14 protein-coding genes are annotated in these 20786 nt (G+C 71.6%); all 14 read right to left on the minus strand.

Going from position 1 to position 20786, the window contains the following annotated elements:
- Nucleotides 1-3: 3 nt before the first annotated feature.
- Complete coding sequence (locus tag AC07FT_RS16890; protein WP_479176843.1) at nt 4-651, minus strand: PIG-L deacetylase family protein; 648 nt, start codon at nt 649-651, stop codon at nt 4-6.
- Nucleotides 648-1442, minus strand: a complete 795-nt coding sequence (locus AC07FT_RS16895) for a glycosyltransferase family protein (RefSeq protein WP_432589153.1) — start codon at nt 1440-1442, stop codon at nt 648-650. Before AC07FT_RS16895 ends, AC07FT_RS16890 begins: the two co-directional genes overlap by 4 nt.
- On the minus strand, nt 1439-2674 hold the full coding sequence (locus AC07FT_RS16900) for a class I SAM-dependent methyltransferase (protein WP_479176844.1): 1236 nt from the start codon (nt 2672-2674) through the stop codon (nt 1439-1441). The genes AC07FT_RS16895 and AC07FT_RS16900 overlap by 4 nt, the downstream gene beginning before the upstream one ends.
- Before the next feature lie 62 nt (nt 2675-2736).
- Nucleotides 2737-3951 carry a glycosyltransferase gene (locus AC07FT_RS16905; RefSeq protein WP_479176845.1) on the minus strand — a complete coding sequence of 405 codons (1215 nt, stop codon included), beginning with the start codon at nt 3949-3951 and terminating at the stop codon, nt 2737-2739.
- Between the two features lie 2 nt (nt 3952-3953).
- The gene (locus AC07FT_RS16910) at nt 3954-5195 is read right to left on the minus strand and encodes an O-antigen ligase domain-containing protein (RefSeq protein ID WP_479176846.1); all 1242 of its coding nucleotides are present in this window, start codon (nt 5193-5195) and stop codon (nt 3954-3956) included.
- Between the two features lies 1 nt (nt 5196).
- Nucleotides 5197-6717, minus strand: coding sequence for a right-handed parallel beta-helix repeat-containing protein (locus AC07FT_RS16915; protein ID WP_479176847.1), 1521 nt, complete (start codon nt 6715-6717; stop codon nt 5197-5199).
- 8 nt (nt 6718-6725) lie between these two features.
- On the minus strand, nt 6726-8702 hold the full coding sequence (locus AC07FT_RS16920; RefSeq protein ID WP_479176848.1) for an alginate lyase family protein: 1977 nt from the start codon (nt 8700-8702) through the stop codon (nt 6726-6728).
- Nucleotides 8699-10894, minus strand: coding sequence for a bi-domain-containing oxidoreductase (locus AC07FT_RS16925; protein ID WP_479176849.1), 2196 nt, complete (start codon nt 10892-10894; stop codon nt 8699-8701). Before AC07FT_RS16925 ends, AC07FT_RS16920 begins: the two co-directional genes overlap by 4 nt.
- 16 nt (nt 10895-10910) lie before the next feature.
- Complete coding sequence (asnB, locus tag AC07FT_RS16930) at nt 10911-12845, minus strand: asparagine synthase (glutamine-hydrolyzing) (protein ID WP_479176850.1); 1935 nt, start codon at nt 12843-12845, stop codon at nt 10911-10913.
- A gap of 3 nt (nt 12846-12848) precedes the next feature.
- Nucleotides 12849-14375 carry a Wzz/FepE/Etk N-terminal domain-containing protein gene (locus tag AC07FT_RS16935; protein WP_479176851.1) on the minus strand — a complete coding sequence of 509 codons (1527 nt, stop codon included), beginning with the start codon at nt 14373-14375 and terminating at the stop codon, nt 12849-12851.
- Nucleotides 14372-15769, minus strand: coding sequence for a Wzz/FepE/Etk N-terminal domain-containing protein (locus tag AC07FT_RS16940; RefSeq protein WP_479176852.1), 1398 nt, complete (start codon nt 15767-15769; stop codon nt 14372-14374). The genes AC07FT_RS16935 and AC07FT_RS16940 overlap by 4 nt, the downstream gene beginning before the upstream one ends.
- On the minus strand, nt 15766-17004 hold the full coding sequence (locus tag AC07FT_RS16945; RefSeq protein ID WP_479176853.1) for a glycosyltransferase family 4 protein: 1239 nt from the start codon (nt 17002-17004) through the stop codon (nt 15766-15768). Before AC07FT_RS16945 ends, AC07FT_RS16940 begins: the two co-directional genes overlap by 4 nt.
- On the minus strand, nt 16994-18319 hold the full coding sequence (locus tag AC07FT_RS16950; RefSeq protein ID WP_479176854.1) for a nucleotide sugar dehydrogenase: 1326 nt from the start codon (nt 18317-18319) through the stop codon (nt 16994-16996). Before AC07FT_RS16950 ends, AC07FT_RS16945 begins: the two co-directional genes overlap by 11 nt.
- A gap of 73 nt (nt 18320-18392) precedes the next feature.
- Nucleotides 18393-19871, minus strand: a complete 1479-nt coding sequence (locus AC07FT_RS16955) for a sugar transferase (protein ID WP_471198170.1) — start codon at nt 19869-19871, stop codon at nt 18393-18395.
- Between the last annotated feature and the right edge of the window lie 915 nt (nt 19872-20786).

A 20786-nucleotide genomic window follows, 5' to 3' on the forward strand; every position in this document is an offset into this window, starting at 1 on the left:
GGTTCAATCCCCCAGGTCGAGAGTGAGTTTGGTGACGGCGAACGCCTCGGCGTAGCGCTCATGGCATTCGATACCGCGGATACGTGCGAGACCGAGGAAGGCTTCCCGGTCGTACCAGGGCCGGTGCCGCTGCGAGGGGTAGTGCTCCTGCAGCAACCGCACCTTCTCCTCCGCGGTCTCCGGTGAGAGCGGCTGGTAGGCGACCGGACGGCCGAGATCGCCGTCCCACTTGACGATCTCGTAGCCGAGCACCAGGTGGTCGCGGAACGCGGTGGGCAGCAGCCGCGCCAGGCCGCGGTGGTCCTGGTGGGCGTCATCGGTGCGCGGGGCGAGGATCAGATCCGGTTCGGTCCGCCCGCGCAGCTCCTCGACCGCGGCCTTGGCCTCCTCCCAGTGCGCGGGGATCCGGCCGTCCGGCAGCTTGAGGACGGTCAGCCGCAGGTCGGCACCCGGGCAGAAGGCGGTGAGCGCGGCCCGCTCCTCCTGCTCCCGCTCGCCGCCGCCGCCGGAGAGCACCAGCGCGTCGATGCGGATCCCCGGCCGTGCGCGGCACAGCGTCAGCAGGGTGCCCCCGGAGCCGATGGCGATGTCGTCGCAGTGCGCGCCCACGGCGACGATCCGGTCCGGGCGCCCGGCGCCGAGCCGGATCACGCCCGCGCTCCGGCGGTGTCCCGCTCCCACACGGCCCACGGGCGGTCGCCCCGGGCGTAGGCGTGGTCGAGCGCGGCCCGTTCCTTCACGGTGTCGGTCGGCTTCCAGAAGCCGCGGTGCTGATGCGCCACCAGCCGCCCCTGCTTGGCCAGTCCACCGCATCCGTCGGCGACCAGGTCCCCGTTCTCCGGTATGTGGTCGAAGACCTCCTGGCGGAGCACGAAGTAGCCGCCGTTCTCCCACAGCGGCAGTTCGCTCACCGCGGTGATGCCCCCCACCAGGCCGTCCTCGCCCAGCTCCACGCAGTGGAACGAGGACTGCGGCGGCACCACCATCATCGACGCCCCGGCGTCGCGCCGGGCGAACCGGTCGATCATCTCCGGCAGCGGGGCGTCGGTGAGCACATCGGCGTAGTTGGCGAGGAACATCTCGTCACCGTCCAGGTGGTGCCGCACCCGGCGCAGCCGCTCCCCGATCGGTGACTCGATGCCGGTCTGCGCGAACGTGATCGTCCAGTCCGAGATGTCGGTGGACAGCAGCTCGGTCCGCCCGCCGCGCAGCACGAAGTCGTTGGAGGTCGTCTCCTCGTAGTGGAGGAAGAAGTCCTTGATGTGATGGGCCCCGTACCCGAGGCACAGGATGAACTCGGTGTGCCCGAAGTGCGCGTAGTAGCGCATGACGTGCCAGATCAGCGGCCGCGGACCGACCATCGCCATCGGCTTGGGCACATCGTCCGCGGCACCGCTGCGCATCCGCATCCCGTAACCGCCGCAGAACAGTACGACCTTCATCGCTCGACCTCGACAATGCTCAGTTCCGGGATGGGGAAGACCAGCCGGCCGCCCCACTCGTGGACGAAGGACAGCTGCTCGACCAGCTCGTCCCGCAGGTTCCAGGGGAGGACGAGGACGTAGTCCGGCCGGTCGGCGGCTATCCGCTCGGGCGGCAGGATCGGGACGCGGGTGCCCGGGGTGAACCTGCCGTGCTTGTAGGGGTTGCGGTCGACCGTGTACCGGAGCAGATCGGGCCGGATACCGCAGTGGTTGAGCAGGGTGTTGCCCTTGCCCGGGGCGCCGTAGCCGACGACCGTCTCGCCGCGCTCGGCCGCCGTGATGAGGAACTTCAGCAGGTTCCGGCGCACCGTGGCCACCCGGGCGGAGAACTCGGTGTACCCGGACAGCTCCTGGAGCCCGGCGGCCTTCTCCCGGGCCAGCACATCGGCCACCGCTCGCGTCGGCTCACCGGCCACCTCGGCCGGCCGGGCCCACAGCCGGAGGGAACCGCCGTGCGTGGGCAGCAGCTCGACGTCCACGAGCGTGAGCCCGCCGCTCGCCAGCGCCCGGATCGCGGACGCGACCGTGTAGTACTGGAAGTGCTCGTGGTAGATCGTGTCGTACTGGTTCTCCTCGATCAGGGTCAGCAGGTGCTGCACCTCGATGGAGACCCAGCCGTCGTCGGCGACCAGGGCGCGCAGCCCCCGGGTGAACCCGACCACATCGGGGATGTGCGCGTACACGTTGTTGGCCACGACCAGGTCCGCCGGGCCGTGCTCGGCGCGTACGGCCGAGCCGGTGGCCGGGTCCAGGAACTCCGTGAGCGTGGGCACACCCGCGTCCCGCGCCGCGGCGCCGACGTTCACCGACGGCTCGATGCCGAGACAGCGGATCCCCCGGTCCACCACATGCCTCAGCAGATACCCGTCGTTGCTCGCGACCTCGACCACGAAGGCGTCGGGGCCCAGACCCACCCGCGTTACGGCGCCGGCGACGAACGTGCGCGCGTGCTCCACCCAGGAGGTCGAGTACGAGGAGAAGTACGCGTACTCCTTGAACGTCTCCTCCGGCGTGATCAGCGGCGGGATCTGCGCCAGCCAGCAGTCGGTGCACACCCGCAGGTGCAGCGGGTACGCGGGCTCCGGCTGGTCGAGCTGGTCCGCGGCGAGAAAGCTCTCACACGGCGGCGTCGCCCCCAGATCGACGACGCTGGTCATCGCTTCCGAGCCGCAGAGTCGGCATCGTGTCATCTACTGTCCCCATCCCCCCGCCCGCGCGGGTGTCCCCGCCGCGGGCCAGTGTGTGTCGTCCCCTACCGGCGGCGGGCTGTCCCCGCCTCGCCGGACCGCCCCGCGATCGCGGTGCGGTACCCCTCCACCAGGTGCTCCAGCCCGACGGCCGGGCTGAAGCCCTGCTCGTACCGGCGCCGGGCCGCCCGGCCCATCTCCCGGTTGCGGTCCTCTTCGACCGCGATCCGGCGTATGCAGGACGCGAGCGAGGCGGCCTCGCCCGGCCGGTGCAGCAGCCCGGTCCTCCCGTCCTCGACGAGTTCGGTGAAGGCACCGTGACCGGCGGCGACGGACGGGACCCCGGCCGCCATCGCCTCCACGACCACCAGGCCGAACGCCTCCAGCCACGTCGAGGGAGCCACCACGGCCACCGACCTGGCGATGGCCTTCCGGGTCTCCGCCGTGTCGTACAGGCCGGCGTAGCGCACATCGTCCCGGCCCGCCGCCCAGGCGGTCACCTCCCGCTCCAGCGGCCCCGCCCCGGCGATCACGAGCGGCACCCCCACACCGCCGTTCGCCGCGATCTCGTCCCACGCGGCCATGAGCAGCCGCACCCCTTTGGCCTCCGCGAGCCGGCCCAGATAGAGCAGATGCTCACCGGCGCCCGTGCGGCGGTCATCCGGGTCCGGCACGAAGTTGTGCTTCACCGTCAGCCGCTCGGGTGGCATACCGGACCGCACCAGGACATCGCGCTGCGCCGCGGAGATGCAGAAGAACCGGTCCACACCGGACCACCACCGCCGCCGGTTGACCGACAGGCTGACCGCGAGCGGCACGGTCGCGAGGCGGGAGCTCCGGTAGCAGCCGTGCCGGACGGCGGGCAGCGGCGCCCGTCCGACGCACTCGGTGCACGGCCGGCCGTCGCGCTGCAGTGTGCCGGGCGGGCAGACCTGGGTGTAGTTGTGCAGGGTGGCGACGGCGGGCACACCGGCGTCGGCGCAGGCGGCCAGCACCGCGGGCGACAGCAGCGGGAAGACGTTGTGCACATGGACCACGTCCGGCCGCTCGGTGCGCAGCCGGGCGGTGAGCTCCGCGCGGACCGCCGGGTTCCATGGCACCAGCAGTGGTACCGCGACCTTGCCCGGCAGGGACCGGGCGCCGATGTCGTCGCTGCGCCGCTCGAACACCTCGACCCGGTGGCCGGCGCGGCGCAGCAGCGCCACCTCCTGGTCGACGACCTTGTTCTCACCGCTCGGCTGCGCCGAGGCGTACCGGTTGTGCACCACGAGGACATGCATGCTCAGATCACCTCCGGTCTGCGGGCCCACTTGGGGACGCGTGGTCGGGGAACGCCGGGCGTCGAGGGGGGAGTTGCCGGGGCGGGCGCCGCGAGCAGCGAGGCGGCCACGGCCAGATGCAGCAGATACGGCGAGGCGTCGCCCAGGCCGGCCTCGGTGTACGACGCGATCGCGCAGTAGCTGATCAGGAAGATCGCGCAGGCCCTCGACAGTGACGGGGGCCGTAGCAGCGCGACCCCGCCGAGCACGATGATGATTCCCGCCACCAGGACGACGCCGGTCATGCCCTGCTCGTTGTAGACGGCCAGCCAGCTGTTGTCGATCGGCAGCCCGCCGAACGACTTGTCGCCCAGGCCCATGCCGAACAGGTACTCCGTGGTCGTCCGGGGGGCTGCCAGCAGGGCGTCCCAGACCTTGGCCCGGCCGGTGAGGCTGGTGAAGTTCTCCTGGCTCTGTCCGCGCAGGAACCACGCCCGCAGCGCGGAGGCGAATCCCACCGCGGCCACGGCGGCGCACACCACCGCCCAGACGAAGAACCGGCGGGCGGCCGCGCTGGTCAGGACGAGCGAGCCGATCGCCAGCGTCAGCCCGATGAACAGTCCGAGCGTGGCCGTCCGGGTGTGGGTCAGCGCGAGCAGGACGAGTGACGGCACGATGACCACCACCGCGCTGTTCCGGTCGGTCCGGCGGCCCAGGACGAGCAGTACGGTGAGCCCGATGATCACCGCGGCGTACTGTCCGATCTGCGGCGGGGTGAGTGGCCACAACGCGCCGACCAGCCGCCCGCCGTAGAGCTCCGGCATGGCGGCGCCCGGTGAGATGACCGCGCCCGCGGCCACCGAGCCGAGGACCACGAAGTACATCCGGATGTGGTGCCGGACGAATGTCAGGCTCCCGTCCCACCAGCGGCTGAGCAGCCACAGTGTGGCGATGAAGAGAGCCAGCCGGCCGCAGCGGAACAGCGCCCCGAAGCCGGACTCCAGGTTCGCGCTGGAGATCAGGCTCGGCACCAGCAGCAGGGTGAGCAGGAGCACGTAGGCGCTGGCCCGGATGCGCAGCCGGAGATTGACCGCGAGCGCCAGCGCGAACGCGGCGACCAGCGCGCCCATGGTGGCCATCTGGATGAGGGAGCGGGGGAGGGGGATGATGGTCTCCGCCCCGGCGGAGCCGAGCGTGTTGAGGATCAGCAGCCCCCAGGCCGTTCCGACGATCTTCGACGGGTGGTCGGCGGTGCCCGGGCCCATCTCAACCACCGCCCTGTGCGCGGAAGGTGCTGCCGGTGTCCTGCTGGTACGGGGTGCCCTGCCACTGCCCGGAGTCGAGGATCCGGCTCGGGTCATGGGCCACGAAGTTCCACGGTCCGAGGTAGACGTTGTCGTGCCACTGGTTGTGCTGCTTGCGGGTGATCGCCTCGGCCACCCGCTCGCCCTGGTACGGCGACCAGTCCGGATAGGTGCCGTAGTTGGCCAGCAGCGCCATGCGGTCGCACTTCACCGTGCAGTCGACGACGGACTTGTCCAGGACGAAGCGGTTGCCGTGGATGTCCACCCGCTGGGTCTTCCACCGGCAGTCGGCGTAGAGCGGTGCGGTGGCGATCGCCCGCCCCGCGCAGCGGTCGGTGTCCTTCACCAGCAGTGTGCAGTCACCGGAGGAGGTGTTGGCCGGGCTGTTGCAGAACCGGTCGGCGTTTTCCCACAGGGTGATCCCGGACCAGTTGTTCTCCAGTACGTTCCGGTAGATCTCGATCTTGTCCGTGCGGGCCCGGATCCGTGGTTCGCCACCGGACTCGGACAGGTAGATGGTCCCGAACGGGAAGCTGTCGCCGCGGTCGGCCGCCTTACGGCCCTCGACCCAGTTGTTCCGCCGGATCGTGTTCTTCCGGATGACCGCGTTGTAGCTGGTCTCGTAGATCAGCGCGGCACCGTCGTTGGCCTCGAGTGCATTGCCCTCGATGCGGAAGTCGTTGTTGTTGGTGTCCGCCCACAACCCGGCTCCACGGTTGTCGTGCACCCAGTTGCCGCGTACGTCGGCGCCGTCGACGGCCCAGAACTTGATGCCTCCGGTGCAGCCGCAGCCCTTCCGCCGCCGCTCCCAGTCGCCGGTGTTGTTGCCCACGATCTCGTTGCCCTCGACCACCAGACCGCTGATCCGGCCGGTGGCCTTGTACGCGTTCATGCCGTACTGGCCGTTGTCGCGGAGGCAGTTGGCGCGGACCCGCTGGCGGGCACCGGCCATCAGCCCGGCACCGGAGTTGTTCCGGATCGTCGTGTGCTCGATCACCCATCCGTCGGCCGAGTCATGGTTGACCACGCCCTCGTCATGCGGCGCCACGAAACCCCGCACGGTGAGGTACCGGATGGTGACGTCGCGGGCGGTGCCGCCGAACGCGTACTGGTTGGTCTTCCGGCCGTCGAGCACCGCGCCCGGCGCGCCGAGGTAGCGGTTCCCCTTCTTGGGGATGACCTGGGCATAGCGGTCGGGGTCCAGCCGGTGCCTGCCCGGCCGGAGCCAGAACGTGGTGTCCGGGGGGCTGCTCTTGGTCTTCGCGGCCAGGTCACCGGTGACCGCGGGGTCGACGGTCACCGCGCCCGCCGGGGCCCTGGCCGGTCCGGCCGCGGGCTTGGCGCACACCCGGGCCACGGATGTGGAGGGCGTGGCGGCCGGCTTCGGCCGCGCGTCCGGCGTGCTCTCACAGCCGGTCGCCGCCAGCAGGGCCAGCGCCAGCGGTGCGGCCGGCAACGCCCAGTGCCGCCACTTGATCCCCACACGTCCTCCTAACCGTGGAACCTGAGTACGGTGGTGAATTCCGCCGACGGCGCGGCGCCGTCGGCGAAGCCGGTGCCGACCAGCGTGGTGGCGGGTTCCTTGCGCCCGAAGCCCGCGGAGTACCAGCCCAGCGGCGGGTCGGTCTCACCGCGGTGCGCCCGCCAGGACAGTTCCCCGGGCAGGTCGAGCACCGCGGAGCGGTCCTCGCCGTCCCGGGTCCAGGTGAGCGCCGCCCGGCTCCCCACCAGGTCCGCGGTGATGGCCGGGCCGAGGTGGAACGCCAGCCGCACCTCCCGGCGATCGCCGCGCACCTCGTCGATCACCCGCAACTCCTGGTCCGCGGAGCTCAGTTCCACCCGGCGGCGGTGCACGGAGCCCTGGTAGCCGTCGTGTTCGGCGCACCAGCGGGACGTCCCACCGGCCGAGGCTCCGGGCGTGTCCACGGCCAGGACGCGGCTGCGGGCATGCCGGGTCCACAGGAACGGGCCGCCGGAGACGGACTGGTCGGCGCCGTCGATCTGGAGGGTGTTGTGGCCGAGGGTCGACCGGAAGTACTGCCGCCACGCGGGCTGCCCGTGGTAGCAGTACGTCCCCGGGTCGGCGAGCACATCGACCCCGTCGTGCCGGACCTCCACGGACAGCGCGTCCGCGTGGGCATGTGCGGCGATGGACAGGAACCCGTGCGGACCGCCGTCGCAGCGGCACCAGATCTCGCCCGGACCCCGCAGGATGGTGAGCCCCGCGTCGGCGAAGTGGGCCGGGCGGTCTGCCGGACGGGTCACGGCCGGTGCGGTTCCCGGTGTCGGGTAGGGCCGGATGAGGGCGGCGAGCAGCGGGGTGCGGACGTCGCTGCCGGTCACCGCGGGCCACCAGGCGAGCCGGCCGAACACGGCGTCCCCGGTGGCCAGCAGCGAGCCCCAGCGGTCCGTGCCCGCGCCGTCCACGACCAGACCGTGCCCGTCGTCCGCGTCCCCCTGGCGCGGCGGCCGCAGCCGGCTGTCCACGACGGCCGCGAGCGCGTCGGTCATCCGCAGCAGCACCTGCCGGATCGACGCGGGGACCGGTACGCCCGCGGTATCCGCCTCGGCCACCGCGGCCAGGCCCAGCTCCAGCACCAGTCCGTGGTACTCGGTGGCCAGCTCGCGGTTGAGGCCGGAGCCGAAGGTGTTGTTCCGTAACTGCCGCTCCAGCGACCGCAGCGCGCCGGTCCGCCAGTGCGCCGAAGCGGGGAACCAGTCGAACGCGCAGGCCGCGGCGAACTGCCCGGCGGCCTCGGCGATGATGTGGTTGTTCGCCGAGGACCCCCGGCTGGGGAAGGCGGCCAGCCAGCGCTGGTGGTGCCAGATCTGGTTCAGCGCCACCGGGTTGTCCTCGAACAGCCCGGCCGCGCCCGGCCAGCCGTCGAGCAGCCGGCGGATCCACACCCAGGACAGCAGCCGGATCCCCAGCTCGATCCCGCTGGTCCAGTGCACCCCGCGCAGTGGCGCGTTGGCCGCCCACCACCGCCGCAGGTGTCCGGCCACGCGCTCGGCGTACCGCTCGTCCCCGGTGACCGCGTAGGCGGCGGCCAGCACGGTGAGGTACTGGTGCCGGGACAGCTCCCAGATCTGCTTGATGTCCCCGACCGCGTCCTCGTCCCGGTACGGCACGTCGAAGGCATAGCCCCCCGGAGCCCGGCGTCCGGTCTTCGGGTCGTACCACCAGTCCGGGTCGGCCAGGTCGTCGCGGACCACCCCGAAGTACTCGGCGTGTCCGGCCATGAGCCGGTCCGCCTCGGCGATGAGGCGCTTCGCGGCGTCCGGTGGCACCGCGGCGGCCGTCCCGGCGGGCAGGACCGCGGTGAACCGGGCGCCGGTCACGTCCGGGCAGTCCGGCGGCGACGACCTCCACCGGCGCCTGCGCACCGTGTCGCCCATCCGGCCGCCGACCTCCCGCGGTCCCATCCGGGACAACCGCCGCAGGTACCAGCCCGCGCTCATGCTCACAGCGCCCTCGCCAACGTCACCGGCACGCCGCCCGCCAGGCCGGTCCGTACGGCGAGGGTGGCCGATGTGGTGGCGACCAGCGACTCCAGCGGCACCGGCATCGGCCCACCGGTCCGCACGGCCTTGACGAACGCGGCCAGTTCGGCCGACTGGCCCTTGTCCCGGGCCTTGGGCAGCCGTGAACTGACCCATCGCCTGCGGCGGCCGTCGTACACCGAGGCACGGACGAAGTCGTCGAGCTGGAGCACCTTGCCGTCCGCCACCAGGTCCAGCGTCTCCTTGGGGAAGGCGGCCGCGCCGGTGGTGACGTAGGCGATGGTCGCGGTGGAGTCGTCCGGGTAGCGCAGCACGATCTGCAGGTCCTCGTTGCCGGACGCGGCGACCGCGTACACCGAGACCGGGTCGGCACCGAGCAGCCAGCTCGCCGTGTCGATGAAGTGCCCGCCCTCGCCGGTGAACCGTGAGCCCTCACTGCCCTGCTGGAGGTACCAGCTGCCGTGTTCCAGGCGGCCCGCGTTGACCAGATAGCGCAGGTTCGCCGGACCGGTCCGGGCGCCGAACCGCTTCCCGGCCTCCTGCAGCAGTGGCGAGAACCGGCGGTTGAAGCCCACCTGCAGCCGGTCGTTGCCGGACTCCTCCACCGCCGCGAGCACATCGGCGAGTTCGCCCTCGGTGAGGGCCAGGGGCTTCTCGACGAACACCGCCTTGCCGGCGAGCAGCGCCTTGCGGGTCAGTGCGGCGTGCGAGCTGTGCCGGGTGACCACGAACACCGCGTCGATGGACGGGTCGCCGAGCACCGCGTCGAGGTCGGTGGTCGCCCCGGCGAAGCCGAAGGTGCGCTGGGCGTTGGCCGCGGACAGCGCCGTCGTGGTGACGACCGCCGACAGCCGCACCCCGTCGCGCTGGGCCAGATGCGGCAGCAGCATCGACGACGCGTAGTTGCCCGCGCCGACGAACGCCAGCCGCACCGGGCCCGTGGGCTTACGGGCCGGGGTGGCCACCGCACCACTCCGCCGCACCGGGGGCACGGCCACCTCGGGGGCCGGTACCTCCTCCACGTGGCCGGAGCCGTCGGGGTAACGGAACAGTACGGCCACGGCCTTGAGATCGCCGTCCTTCAGGCTCCGGTAGGTCCCGACGGCATCGTCGAAGTCCGCGACATGGGAGATCAAGGGCTCCACATCGACACGGCCACGGGCCATGAGATCGAGGAAGCACGCCAGGTTGCGGCGCTCGGTCCAGCGCACATAGCCGATCGGGTAGTCCCGCCCCTGGAGTTCGTACTCCGGGTCGTAGCGCCCGGGGCCGTAGCTGCGGGAGAACCGGACGTCGAGCTCCTTCTCGTAGTACGCGTTCCACGGCAGGTCCAGACGGCACTTGCCGATGTCGACGACCCGGCCGCGGTCCCGGCTCAGCCGGGCGGCCAGCTCGACGGGCTGGTTGTCGGCGCCTCCGGCGGCCAGGTACACCTGGTCCACGCCGTGGCCGCCGGTGAGCTCGGCCACGGACGCCTCCACGGCCGCGGACCCGGGATCACCGCAGGCCACGGCGCCCAGCCGCTCGGCGAGTTCACAGCGCACCGGATCGGGGTCGACGCCGACGACACGGACTCCCGAGGCGGTGAGGAGCTGCACCACCAGCTGACCGATCAGCCCGAGGCCGATGACCAGGGCCACCTCGCCGAGCTGCGGCTCGCCCTGGCGGACACCCTGCAACGCGATCGACCCGACGGTGCCGAAGGCCGCGTGGCGCGGCGCGAGGCCGTCCGGCACCGGGGTGTAGAGGTTCTTCGGCACCCAGTTCAGCTCGGCGTGCAGCGCGTGCTCATTGCCGGCGCAGGCCACGAGGTCGCCGGCCTTCACATCGTCGATCCCGGCGCCGACCTGCTCGACCACCCCGCACAGCGAGTAGCCCAGCGGTGTGTAGGAGTCCAGCTTGCCCATCACCTTGCGGTAGGTGGCGGGCACCCCGTTGGTGGCCACGCTCTGCATGACCTTGGCCACCTGGTCCGGCCGGGAGCGGGCCTTGCCCAGCATCGACATGCCGGCCTCGGAGACCTTCATCAGCTCGGTCCCGGTGGATATCAGTGAGAAGGCGGTCCTGACCAGCACACCGCCCGGCTTGCACCCCGGTACCGGGACGTCGAGCAGCGCCAGTTCGCCGCTCTTGTAGTTCTGTACAACCTGTTTCACCCGAACTCCTGTTGTTCTACGCCGTCAACTGAGTGCTCCGGCCGGAGCCGGAGGTCGCGCCGCGGTACCAGTACTCGAGGGTCAGCACATGCCACAGATGCTTGGAGAAGTCCCGCTGCCCGGCGGCGTCCTCGGCGACCATGCGCGCCAGCGCGTCGCGGCGCAGGAAGCCGGAGTTGACGAGCACACCGTCGTGCACCACCTCGCGCACCAGCGGTGCCAGGTCCCGGCTCATCCAGGCGCGCAGCGGGGCGCTGAACAGGCCCTTGGGCCGGTACACGATCTCCCGGGGCAGGATCGAGGTGGCCGCCTCCTTGAGGACGGCCTTGCCCTGCCGTCCGGTGATCTTGCGGTCGCCGGGGACGGCGAACGCGGCCCTGACCACCTCGACGTCCACGTACGGCACCCGCACCTCGGTCGACGCCGCCATGCTCGACCGGTCCGTGTACGCGAGGTTCAGGCCCGGCAGGAACATCCGGGCGTCGCCCAGGCACATGCGGTTGACGAAGTCGTCCAGGTCGTTGTCCTGGTACACATCCGCGTGCTCGGTCAGCACATCGTCGACCGTCCCCGCCAGGTCCGGATCGACCAGGGCGAGCAGCTCGTCCCGGTCGTACATGGTGTAGCTGCGCCGGAACGCGGTCTCCTCCGGCAGATCGGCGAAGGAGAGGAACCGCTTCGCGAACCGCACCGACCGGTACCCCCGGCGGGCCGTCGCGACCGGCAGCCGGTCCACGGCCCGGGACAGGCCGCGCCGCAGGGGCCGCGGGACGCGCTGGTAGCGCAGCGCGAGCAGGTTGGCCAGGTGCTTGCGGTAACCGGCGAACAGCTCATCGGCGCCCATCCCCGAGAGCATCACCTTGACCCCCGCCTCCCGGGCGGCCGAGCAGATCAGGAAGGTGTTGATCGCGGCGGGGTCGCCGATCGGCTCGTCCAGGTGGTACGTCATCCGCGGCAGCAGGTCGAGCACGTCCGGAGCGATCTCGATCTCCCGCAGATCGACACCGAACCGTCCGGCCACCTGCCGGGCGTAGCGCAGGTCGTCCGGCATCGCCTCGAACCTGGCGTCCTCGGCGCGGAATCCGATCGTGTAGGCGGCGATCCCGGGCTGGTGGCGGGCCGCGAGCGCGGTCAGCCAGCTGGAGTCGAGACCGCCGGAGAGGAAGGTCGCCACGGGCACGTCGGAGAGCAGGTGCCGGCGGGTCGACTCCTCGACGATGGCGGCCAGATCGGGCCGCTCGCCGCCACGGGCCCGCTCCCGGCCCTCGGCGGCGACGTCCTTGAGGTTCCAGTACCGGCCACGCCGCACGCTGCCGTCCGGCCGGATCCGCAGCCAGCTCCCCGGCGGCAGCTTCTCCGCCTCGCGGAAGGCGCAGCGCGAGTCCGGCACCCAGTAGTACAGCAGCGAGGCGACCAGCGTCGCATGGTCCACCTCCAGCGATCCGCCGGTGGCGGCGGCGAGCGCCTTGAGCTCGGAGGCGAACACCAGCCCTCCGCCGCGCCGGAGCAGGAACAGCGGCTTGATGCCGAGCTGGTCGCGGGCGAGCACCAGCTCACCGGTGCGCTCGTCGAAGATCCCGAACGCGAACATGCCGCGCAGCCGGGGCAGGCAGTCCGTGCCCCAGCGCCGCCAGGCCTCCAGCAGCACCTCGGTGTCGGAGGTACCGCGGAAGCGCACCCCGGCGGCCGTCAGCTCGGCACGCAGCTCGGGCGCGTTGTACAGCTCGCCGTTGTAGGTCAGGGCGAGGCCGCCCGAGACCATCGGCTGGGCGCCGGCCTCGGACAGGTCGATGATGGCCAGCCGACGGTGCCCGAGCTGCACTTCGCCGTCACCGGCGGGGTGGCCGTACCGGCCCGCCCCGTCCGGACCGCGGTGGGCGAGGGTATCGGTGAGCCGGTCGGTCACGGCCTTCCCGTCCGGCCATCGGTATGTCCCTGCGATGCCACACATGTCCTACCGCGCCTCCTGGTCGTTGGCCGGGACCCGGGCGGCCCACATCGGCCGCTCGGTCCGCAGCTGGCCCATCTCGTTCTGCCGGGCCAGCCGCTCGCTCTGGCCCCGCAGCGCGATATGCAGCCCGTCCCACAGCGTGCCGTCGGTCCGGTCCCGCGGATCGGGATCGATCAGCACCACACCGAGCACCGGAATGCGCTGGTCGGCGAGTTGCCGCGCCACGGTGTGCAGCCAAGCGGCGCTGCCGTGCCCGGCACGCACGACCAGCACGGTCTGGCCGCCGAGGTACCGCAGATCGGTCCACGCCGTACCGGGCGCCACCGAGCCGACGCCGAGCTTGCGCGCCTGACGCGGTACGGTCGCGGCACCCTCGCCGCTGACCACGGCCGGGTCTCCCGGCTTCCGGCGGCAGTCGGCGAGCTGCGGACCCGGCAGACCGTCGACGATGACCACCGGACCGTCCGCCGCCAGTGCCCCGGCGAGGTCCACGGCGATCAGACTCGTACGGCGCGCACAGCCCAGTTCCAGCAGCGACACCGTTTCCGCGGAGCCGCGCACGGTCCGGGCCAGGGTCGTGATGAGTCGCTCGTGTGTCGCCCGGGTCCGCCGGCGCTGCCACGGTCTGCCCGGCCGGCGGGGCACCCGGCGCAGCTCCGCGATGACCGAGGCGCCCAGGTTCGCCGCGATCTCCCGGCGTAGCACGGGGCGGTCCGCCACCACCGCGCCGACCGCGGCCACCGCGAGTCCGAGGACCAGTCCGAGGACCAGCCCGATCACGGCGTCGGTGACCGCGGCCTTGGGCAGGGAGTGCCGCACCGCGTGCGGGGCGTCCACGATCTGGGTGCCGGCGACCAGCTTGGGCGTACCGATGCGCGCCTCCTCGGCGCGCTGGTCGAAGTCGGCTATCCGCGAGTTGAGCTCGGCCCGGCGGGCGTAGAGCGACTCGATGCTCGCCGACGCCTTCGGGCCGCTCTCCGGCGATCGGTCCCCGATCGCCTTGTTGATCTTGGCGAGCTCGTTCCGCATCCGGTCACGCTGGTCGAGCAGGGCCTTGGCCTCGGCCTTCGCGGTTTCCCGCATCCGCTTCACATGGTCGGCGACGAATGTGTCGGCCAGCGCCTCGGCGCGGGCCACCGCTTCCGCGTCGCTGTCACCCGTCACATCGATCTGCAGCAGGTTGTTGGTCAGGCCGGTACCCCGGTAGTCCTGCATGAAGTCTTCGGGGTTCTCGGGGGAACCGAGGGCCTGAAGGGCCTTGCCGGCGATCCGTGTGGTCCCCAGCAGCTCGACATCGGTGCGGATCAGCGTTCCGGTGTCGTTCGGCTGGTCCTCCTGGTGCGAGACCAGCACCTTGGTCACCGCGGTCGGCGCCGGCGGCATCAGGACCGCCATCGCCGCGCCGACGAGCAGCCCCAGCAGCGCCATGGAGCACCACAGACGGCGGCGCCTGCGCACCGCCACCACCAGTGCCTGCAGATCCAGCAGCGGAGCGGCGGCCGGCGACTCCGAAGTCGTACGTGTGGTCACCCTGAACCTCCCGTCGCGCCGTCGCCCACCGCGAGTGCCGGAGCGGCGGCCCCCCGGCGGTGTCCGCCGGACCGCAGGGGGCGGGCCCGGACCGTACCGGCGAGGACGATGCCGACGACCTCGTGCTTGGCGTCCGCACACGCCTCGGCGACACCGGCGAGCTCCCCCGCGGTCCAGCTGCCGGCGCTGAGCACGACCAGGGCACCGGACTCCTCGTCACGGTCCGGCACCATCGGCTGGGACACCGAGACCCCCACCATCCGCAGTACGGGGAATCCCCCGCCCGAAGCGGCCGGGGAAGCGTCGGTCCCGGCTTCGGCGACGAGCTGCCCGGCGGCCCGGCGGGCGATCTCGTCGCCGTCCGGGACGACGACCAGCAGCCGCCGGGGGGTGGGCAGTCGGTCCCGGAGCCGGGCGCACACCCGCCGGTAGCGGATCTGCCGGTCGGCCTCGTCGCCGGAGGTCTGCGGGGTCGGCAGGTCCCACCGGACATCGGTGCCCAGCAGCCGGCGGATCCGGGCCCGTGCGCCACGGCCTTCCGGCCGGTACGCGCGCCGTTCACCGGGTACGTCGACGGTACCCAGCAGCGTCGAGCCCAGGGCCGCGGCGATCTCCGGTTCGGTGCGCAGCCGGCGGCTGGCCCGTGCGGCGGCGAGGTGGCCGATGACCGCGAACACGAAGAACAACAGCGCCCCGCCGATGATGAGTTGTGTCCTGGTCGGCGGTGCTTCGCCGTCCGGCGGGGCCGCCGGTCCCATGACGACCAGGCTCGCCCTGTCGGCCGCCGGGTCGGCGTCGTCCAGTTTCTTCATGGCTTCCTGGAGCGCGGTGCGCAGCTTCTCGAGCTCGGTGCGGGCCTGCACCCCCTCCACGGTCCGCCCCGGATCGGCGGCGTCGGCCAGCTCGGTGATGCGGCGGCTGGTCTTCACCACCATCTGCCGCAGTGCCTCGGGCCCGGTCGCCGCGTCGGCGTCGGTGTCGTCCCCCACGATCCGCGCGGCGAAGCCGACGAACTGCTGGACCACCTGGTCGGAGAGGCGCTGTGCGCGTTCCGGGGTCTCGGCCGTGCCCGAGATCTTGATGATGTTCCCCTCGGCGGCCCGGGCGCTCACCCGGTCCCGCAGATCGCCGCCGCCGACCCCGCTCCAGCCGAGCGAGGCGGCAGCGCGGTCGAGCACCACCGAACTGGTCGCGATCTCCGCCTGGGTCAGCAGCTCGCGCTCTTCCCACGCCCCCGGCAGCAGTACCGACGCCGACGTGGTGTAGCGCGGCGGAAACAGCAAGGAGGTGCCGTAGCCGACGAGCGCGCCCAGCAGGGCGAGGATGGTCAGCAGCCGCCACCGCCGACGGATGATCCGCCCGATCGTGACCAGGCGTATTGCGTCCTCACTCAACTGCGCTGCCTCTTCCCTGAACGGTAGGGGCCGCAGGCGGCGGCGTAGGCGGCGAGCAGCGACGCCTGCGAGTTACGCCAGGAGAGCTGACCGCCGATCCGCTCCTGGCCGATCTTGCCCATCCGGGCCCGCTTCTCCGGATCGTCGAGCAGCCCGGCGATGAGCCCGGCGAACTCGGCCTCGTCGTCGGCGGCCGCGTAGACGGCGGCCTCACCCGCCGAGACACGCGCTTCCCGGAGGTCGAACGAGACGATCGGCCGGCCCATCGCCATGTACTCCAGGACCTTGTTCATGGTCGACACGTCGTTGAGCGGATTGCGCGGGTCGGGGGAGAGGCAGACGTCCGCGGTCGACAGGTAGCGCACCAGGTCGGCGTCCGGAACGCGCCCGGTGAACTGCACCTGCTCCGAGAGCCCGAGCCGCCGCGACAGCGCCACCATCGCGTCGAAGGCGTCGCCGGAGCCGACGAACACCGCGTGCCAGTCGGTCCGCCCGAGCTCGTCGCGCAGCTTCGCGAGGGCCCGCAAGGCGTAGTCGACACCATCCTGAGGGCCCATGACGCCGAGGTAGCACAGCAGATGGGGCTTCCCGTGCTTCAACTCCTCCTCGGGCGGCACCGGTTGGAACCGTTCGATCGCGGGTGCGCTGCGCACCACGAACACGTCCTCCGGCCGCTTTCCGCCACGGCGCACCGCGACGTCCCGGTAGCTCTCGTTCGTGGCCAGCACGATGTCCGCGGCCCGGTAGGTCCGCCGCTCCAGCGCGCACACGGCGCGGTAGAGCAGGTCCTTGCCGCGGTCGAACCGGGAGAGGTACAGCTCGGGTACCAGGTCGTGCTGGTCGAAGATGAACCGCGCGCCGCGCTGCCTGAGCCACCGGGCCGCCAGGAACAGCAGGTCGGGCGGGTTGCAGGCATGGACCACATGGACCGGGCCGACCCTGCGGGCCAGCCGGGCCGTGTGCCACAGCGCCGATCCGTACTCCCGCAGGTAGCCGGCCGGTCCTCCGGTGGCCGCGCGCAACGGGTAGCGGTGGATCCGCACCCCGTCGATCAGCGCCTCCGGTTCCGTGTCCCGCTTCTCGCCCCGGGGACAGATGACGTGGACCTCCCAGCCCGCGTCGCGCAGTGTCGTGCACTCCTGCCACACCCGCCGGTCGAACGGCACCGACAGGTTCTCCACCAGGATCAGCGCGCGTCGGCCCGACCCGTCACCGCTGACTGCGTTACCAAGCAAGGCCCATGTACCCCGGTTCGGCCCGGCGCGCCTCGGCGTCGGGAAGGCGGATGAGATCGACGACCACCGGGTTCCCGCCATGGGGCAGCGCCGACAGCACGGCCTGATCCCTGGTCCCGACCAGGCACACCTCGGCGTGCTCGAGCACCTCGTCGACGGAGTCCGCGAGCAGGTGCCCGAGGTGCGGCAGCCGGGTCTCGATGTACTCGCGGTTCGCGCCGAGCAGCCGGGAGAGGCTCACATTGGCGTCGTAGATCCGCAGGTCGTACCCCTTGCCGAAGAGTCTCTCGGCCAGTTCGACGAGCGGGCTCTCACGGAGGTCATCGGTCCCGGGTTTGAACGACAGCCCGAACAGCCCCACCCGGCGCTTCCCGGTGCGCTCGACCAGCTCCACCGCGCGCTGCAGATGGTCGGCGTTGGAGGGCAGCACATGGGCGAGGATGGGCACCGAGACATCGGCCCGCCGCGCCGCGTGGACCAGGCTGCGTAAGTCCTTGGGCAGGCAGGAGCCGCCGAAGGCGAAACCGGGCCGCAGATAGGCGGGGCTGATGTTCAGCTTGCGGTCGGCCAGGAACACATCCATGACCTGGTGCGAGTCCACCCCGAGCGCCTGACACACCGCGCCCAGCTCATTCGCGAAGCCGATCTTGAGGCCGTGGAACGCGTTGTCCGCGTACTTGATCGCCTCGGCCGTCGGGATCGGCACCCGGAACACCTCGCCGGGCAAGCCGTCGTACAGCGCCGCCACCACGTCGCCGCTGGCCGGGTCGAGCTCGCCGATGACGGTCTTGGGCGGGTCGAAGAAGTCCAGCACGCTCGTGCCCTCGCGCAGGAACTCCGGGTTGACCGCGACCCCGATGTCCACCCCGGCCGTACCGCCGATGTACTTCTCCAGGATCGGTACCAGCAGGTTCAGACAGGTGCCCGGGAGCATGGTGCTGCGGAAGACGAGGGTGTGCCGGCCTCCTTGCCCGGCCCTCTCGGCCAGTGCGGCGCCGATCTCCTCGGTGACCCGCTCCAAGTACGTGGTGCACAGGCTGCCGTTGGGCTCCGAGGGTGTGCCCACGCACACCAGCGACACCTCGCTGCCCATGATGGCCTCGCGGACGTCGACGGTGGCGCGCAACGCCCCGGCCCGTACGACCTCGGCGGTGAGCTCGCCGATCCGGTCCTCGACCACCGGGGCCTTGCCGTCGTTGACCAGGTCGACCTTCACCTGGTTGACGTCCACCCCGATGACCTCGTGCCCCATACTGGCCAGACACGCGGCCGATACGCAGCCCACGTAGCCGAGCCCGAAAACGCTGATCCTCATGACGCGTTCCTCCCCCACGGCAGACCCTTGTGGCCTGCGGTCCCCGCGTCGGCCGGACGACGGCCTCCGCGCATCAGTACGCCCCCTGTCCGTGGAGCACCGCACGCAGCGTCTTCCACAAGATCACTGTGTCCAGGGCGAGCGACCAGTCCTCCACGTACCGCAGGTCGAGGCGGACCGCCTCCTCCCACGGCAGGTCGCTGCGTCCGCTGATCTGCCACAGGCCGGTGAGCCCGGGTTTGACCAGCAGCCGCCGCCGGATGTCCGGGCCGTAGGCGGCGGACTCCTCCGGCAGCGGAGGCCGTGGGCCGACGAGCGACATCGATCCGGTGAGCACGTTGAAGAGCTGCGGGAGCTCGTCGAGCGAGTACCGGCGCAGCACCGCTCCCACCCGGGTCACCCGTGGATCCCGCCGGACCTTGAACAGCAGCCCCGCGCCCTCGTTGAGGCCGGCCAGTTCGCCACGTGCGTCGTGGGCCCCGGTGACCATGGTGCGGAACTTGAGAATGGTGAACTCGCGGCCGTCCTTGCCGACCCTGCGCTGCCGGTAGAACGCCCCGCCCCGGCTGTCCATCAGCACGAGCAGCCCGACGAGCACCATCAGCGGCGCGAACAGCATCAGCAGGATCGCCGCGCCGACCCGGTCGACGACCCCCTTGACCGCCCGGCGGCCCCCGGTGAAGGTGGGCATGCTGACCCGCAGCAGCGGGATCCCGAGCACCGCGTCGATGTGCAGCCGCGGGCCGGCCACTTCCATCAGCACGGGGGCCACGACCATCTCGGCCTCGCTGCCCTCGAGGTTCCAGGCGAGCCGTTGCAGCCGGTCCGGTGACCAGTGCGGATCCGGGGTGACCGCGACGACCCGGTAGCCGTTGCGGCGGACGTGGCCCGCGACGTCCGCCAGTCGGCCGACGACCGGCACACCGTCCAGACGGTCACCGTCGGGCCCGAGACCGTCCGTCGTGCATACCGCGTCCACGCGCCAGCCGAGATGCGGGAACTTACGGGTCCGGGTGATCAGATCGCGCACGGTGGCCACGCTCCCGGCGGCGAGCACCGGTCGCAGACACTGGCCTTCCTTCCGCTGTTTGTGCAGCCACAGGCGCAGCAGATACCGCGCGGTCATGGTGACGAGTGCGATCGCGGGGATCGCGACGAAGATCCAGAGCTTGATGTTGCGCGAGGTCAGGGCGATACCGCCGAGTGCCAGTACGACGGTCGCCGTGAACAGTGAGCGTCCGAGCCGGCGGAACTCCTCCGCGCCCTGGCCGAGTACGGCCGGAGCCCAGGACCGGCTCACCGCAAGCGCCCCCAGCACCAGCAGTTCGGTGCCGAACGCGAGGATTCCCCACTTCTCATGCCAGTTGGCCGCGTCCCGGGCCCCGAAGAAGTTGCCGATCGCCGCCACCACGATGGCGGTGGCCACGGTGTCGCTGGTGATCACGGTACGGCGGTACCGATGCTCCCAGTCGATCGCGGGCTGGCTGATTGCCCCGTCCGCCGGACGCCCGCGCGCCGGCGGAAACGGGCTGACTAATCCCCCTCGCCGCACAGAACCCCCCAGGTCCCCAGTGGTTCGACGTGTTCGCCTAACACTGTTCCTCCCCCCGGGAGGCCCCCGCCTCCCGACTGTTCCTCCCCTCGGGAGGCCCCCGCCCCCCGCGCACTGTTCCTCTCGCCGGGAGGCCCCCGCCTCCCGCGCATGACGTACCGGCTATCGCAGTGCTGATGTGAACAACCCACCCTGGCGGCAGCCGTGCGCATGCCCTGCCAGGCTCTCGAGGTACGCGGGAACCCGTCTCTGCCCCAGGTGCTCCCCACACCCGGGGCCCCCTCTCGGGCCCCAAGAACTGATCACCCCCACGCCGGGCGCGGAGGGTGCGATTGCTGTCTTGCCGTGGTGCCGGACGTACAGATCATTACTGGTCGCCTCGTGCCCGAACAGCTGAAGCACGGTCAATCTAGACCATCGGGGCCAGTATGAAGAGAGGATGTGTGTAATTTGTGGTCAAACATTGAAACTGCATTTTTTGATCGACGACCGCATCGCTTGAGTCCGGCTCGAGCTCCCGCCTCGCCCGGCCCTCCCGGGCGCGACCAGGCCAGGCTTCCTGGCCGGTGGCGGCGAGGACGATCTCGCGGATGGTGACGTTCCGCGGCTGCCGGCAGGCGTAGCCGGTCGCCTCCGCCACGGCCCGCGGGTCCAGGGCGCCGCCCGCGGACTCCTTCCACGCCTCGTAATCCGTCCGGATCTGCTCGTTGCCCGGTGTGGGAGAGCGGCTCGGTCACCACGGCGCCGGGGGTGGTGGTCACCAACCACGCGCACCGGTGGGCGAGTTGTCCTCACAGGACGAGGACTTCCGCCAGTGGTGGGCCGGCCAGGACGTGTTCGCGTCGCCTTGTAAAGTCGTGGCGTGGACTTCATGAGCACTCCGCACTGCTGCTTCCACTGATCGGGAGGCTGTGA

This window comes from Streptomyces sp. NPDC045899 (assembly GCF_056431485.1).

Coding starts and splice junctions, on each gene's coding strand:
- asnB (WP_479176850.1), bottom strand. CDS start 12,845: ATGTGTGGCATCGCAGGGACATACCGATGGCCGGACGGGAAGGCCGTG.
- AC07FT_RS16900 (WP_479176844.1), bottom strand. CDS start 2,674: ATGACACGATGCCGACTCTGCGGCTCGGAAGCGATGACCAGCGTCGTC.
- AC07FT_RS16950 (WP_479176854.1), bottom strand. CDS start 18,319: ATGAGGATCAGCGTTTTCGGGCTCGGCTACGTGGGCTGCGTATCGGCC.
- AC07FT_RS16895 (WP_432589153.1), bottom strand. CDS start 1,442: ATGAAGGTCGTACTGTTCTGCGGCGGTTACGGGATGCGGATGCGCAGC.
- AC07FT_RS16910 (WP_479176846.1), bottom strand. CDS start 5,195: ATGGGCCCGGGCACCGCCGACCACCCGTCGAAGATCGTCGGAACGGCC.
- AC07FT_RS16905 (WP_479176845.1), bottom strand. CDS start 3,951: ATGCATGTCCTCGTGGTGCACAACCGGTACGCCTCGGCGCAGCCGAGC.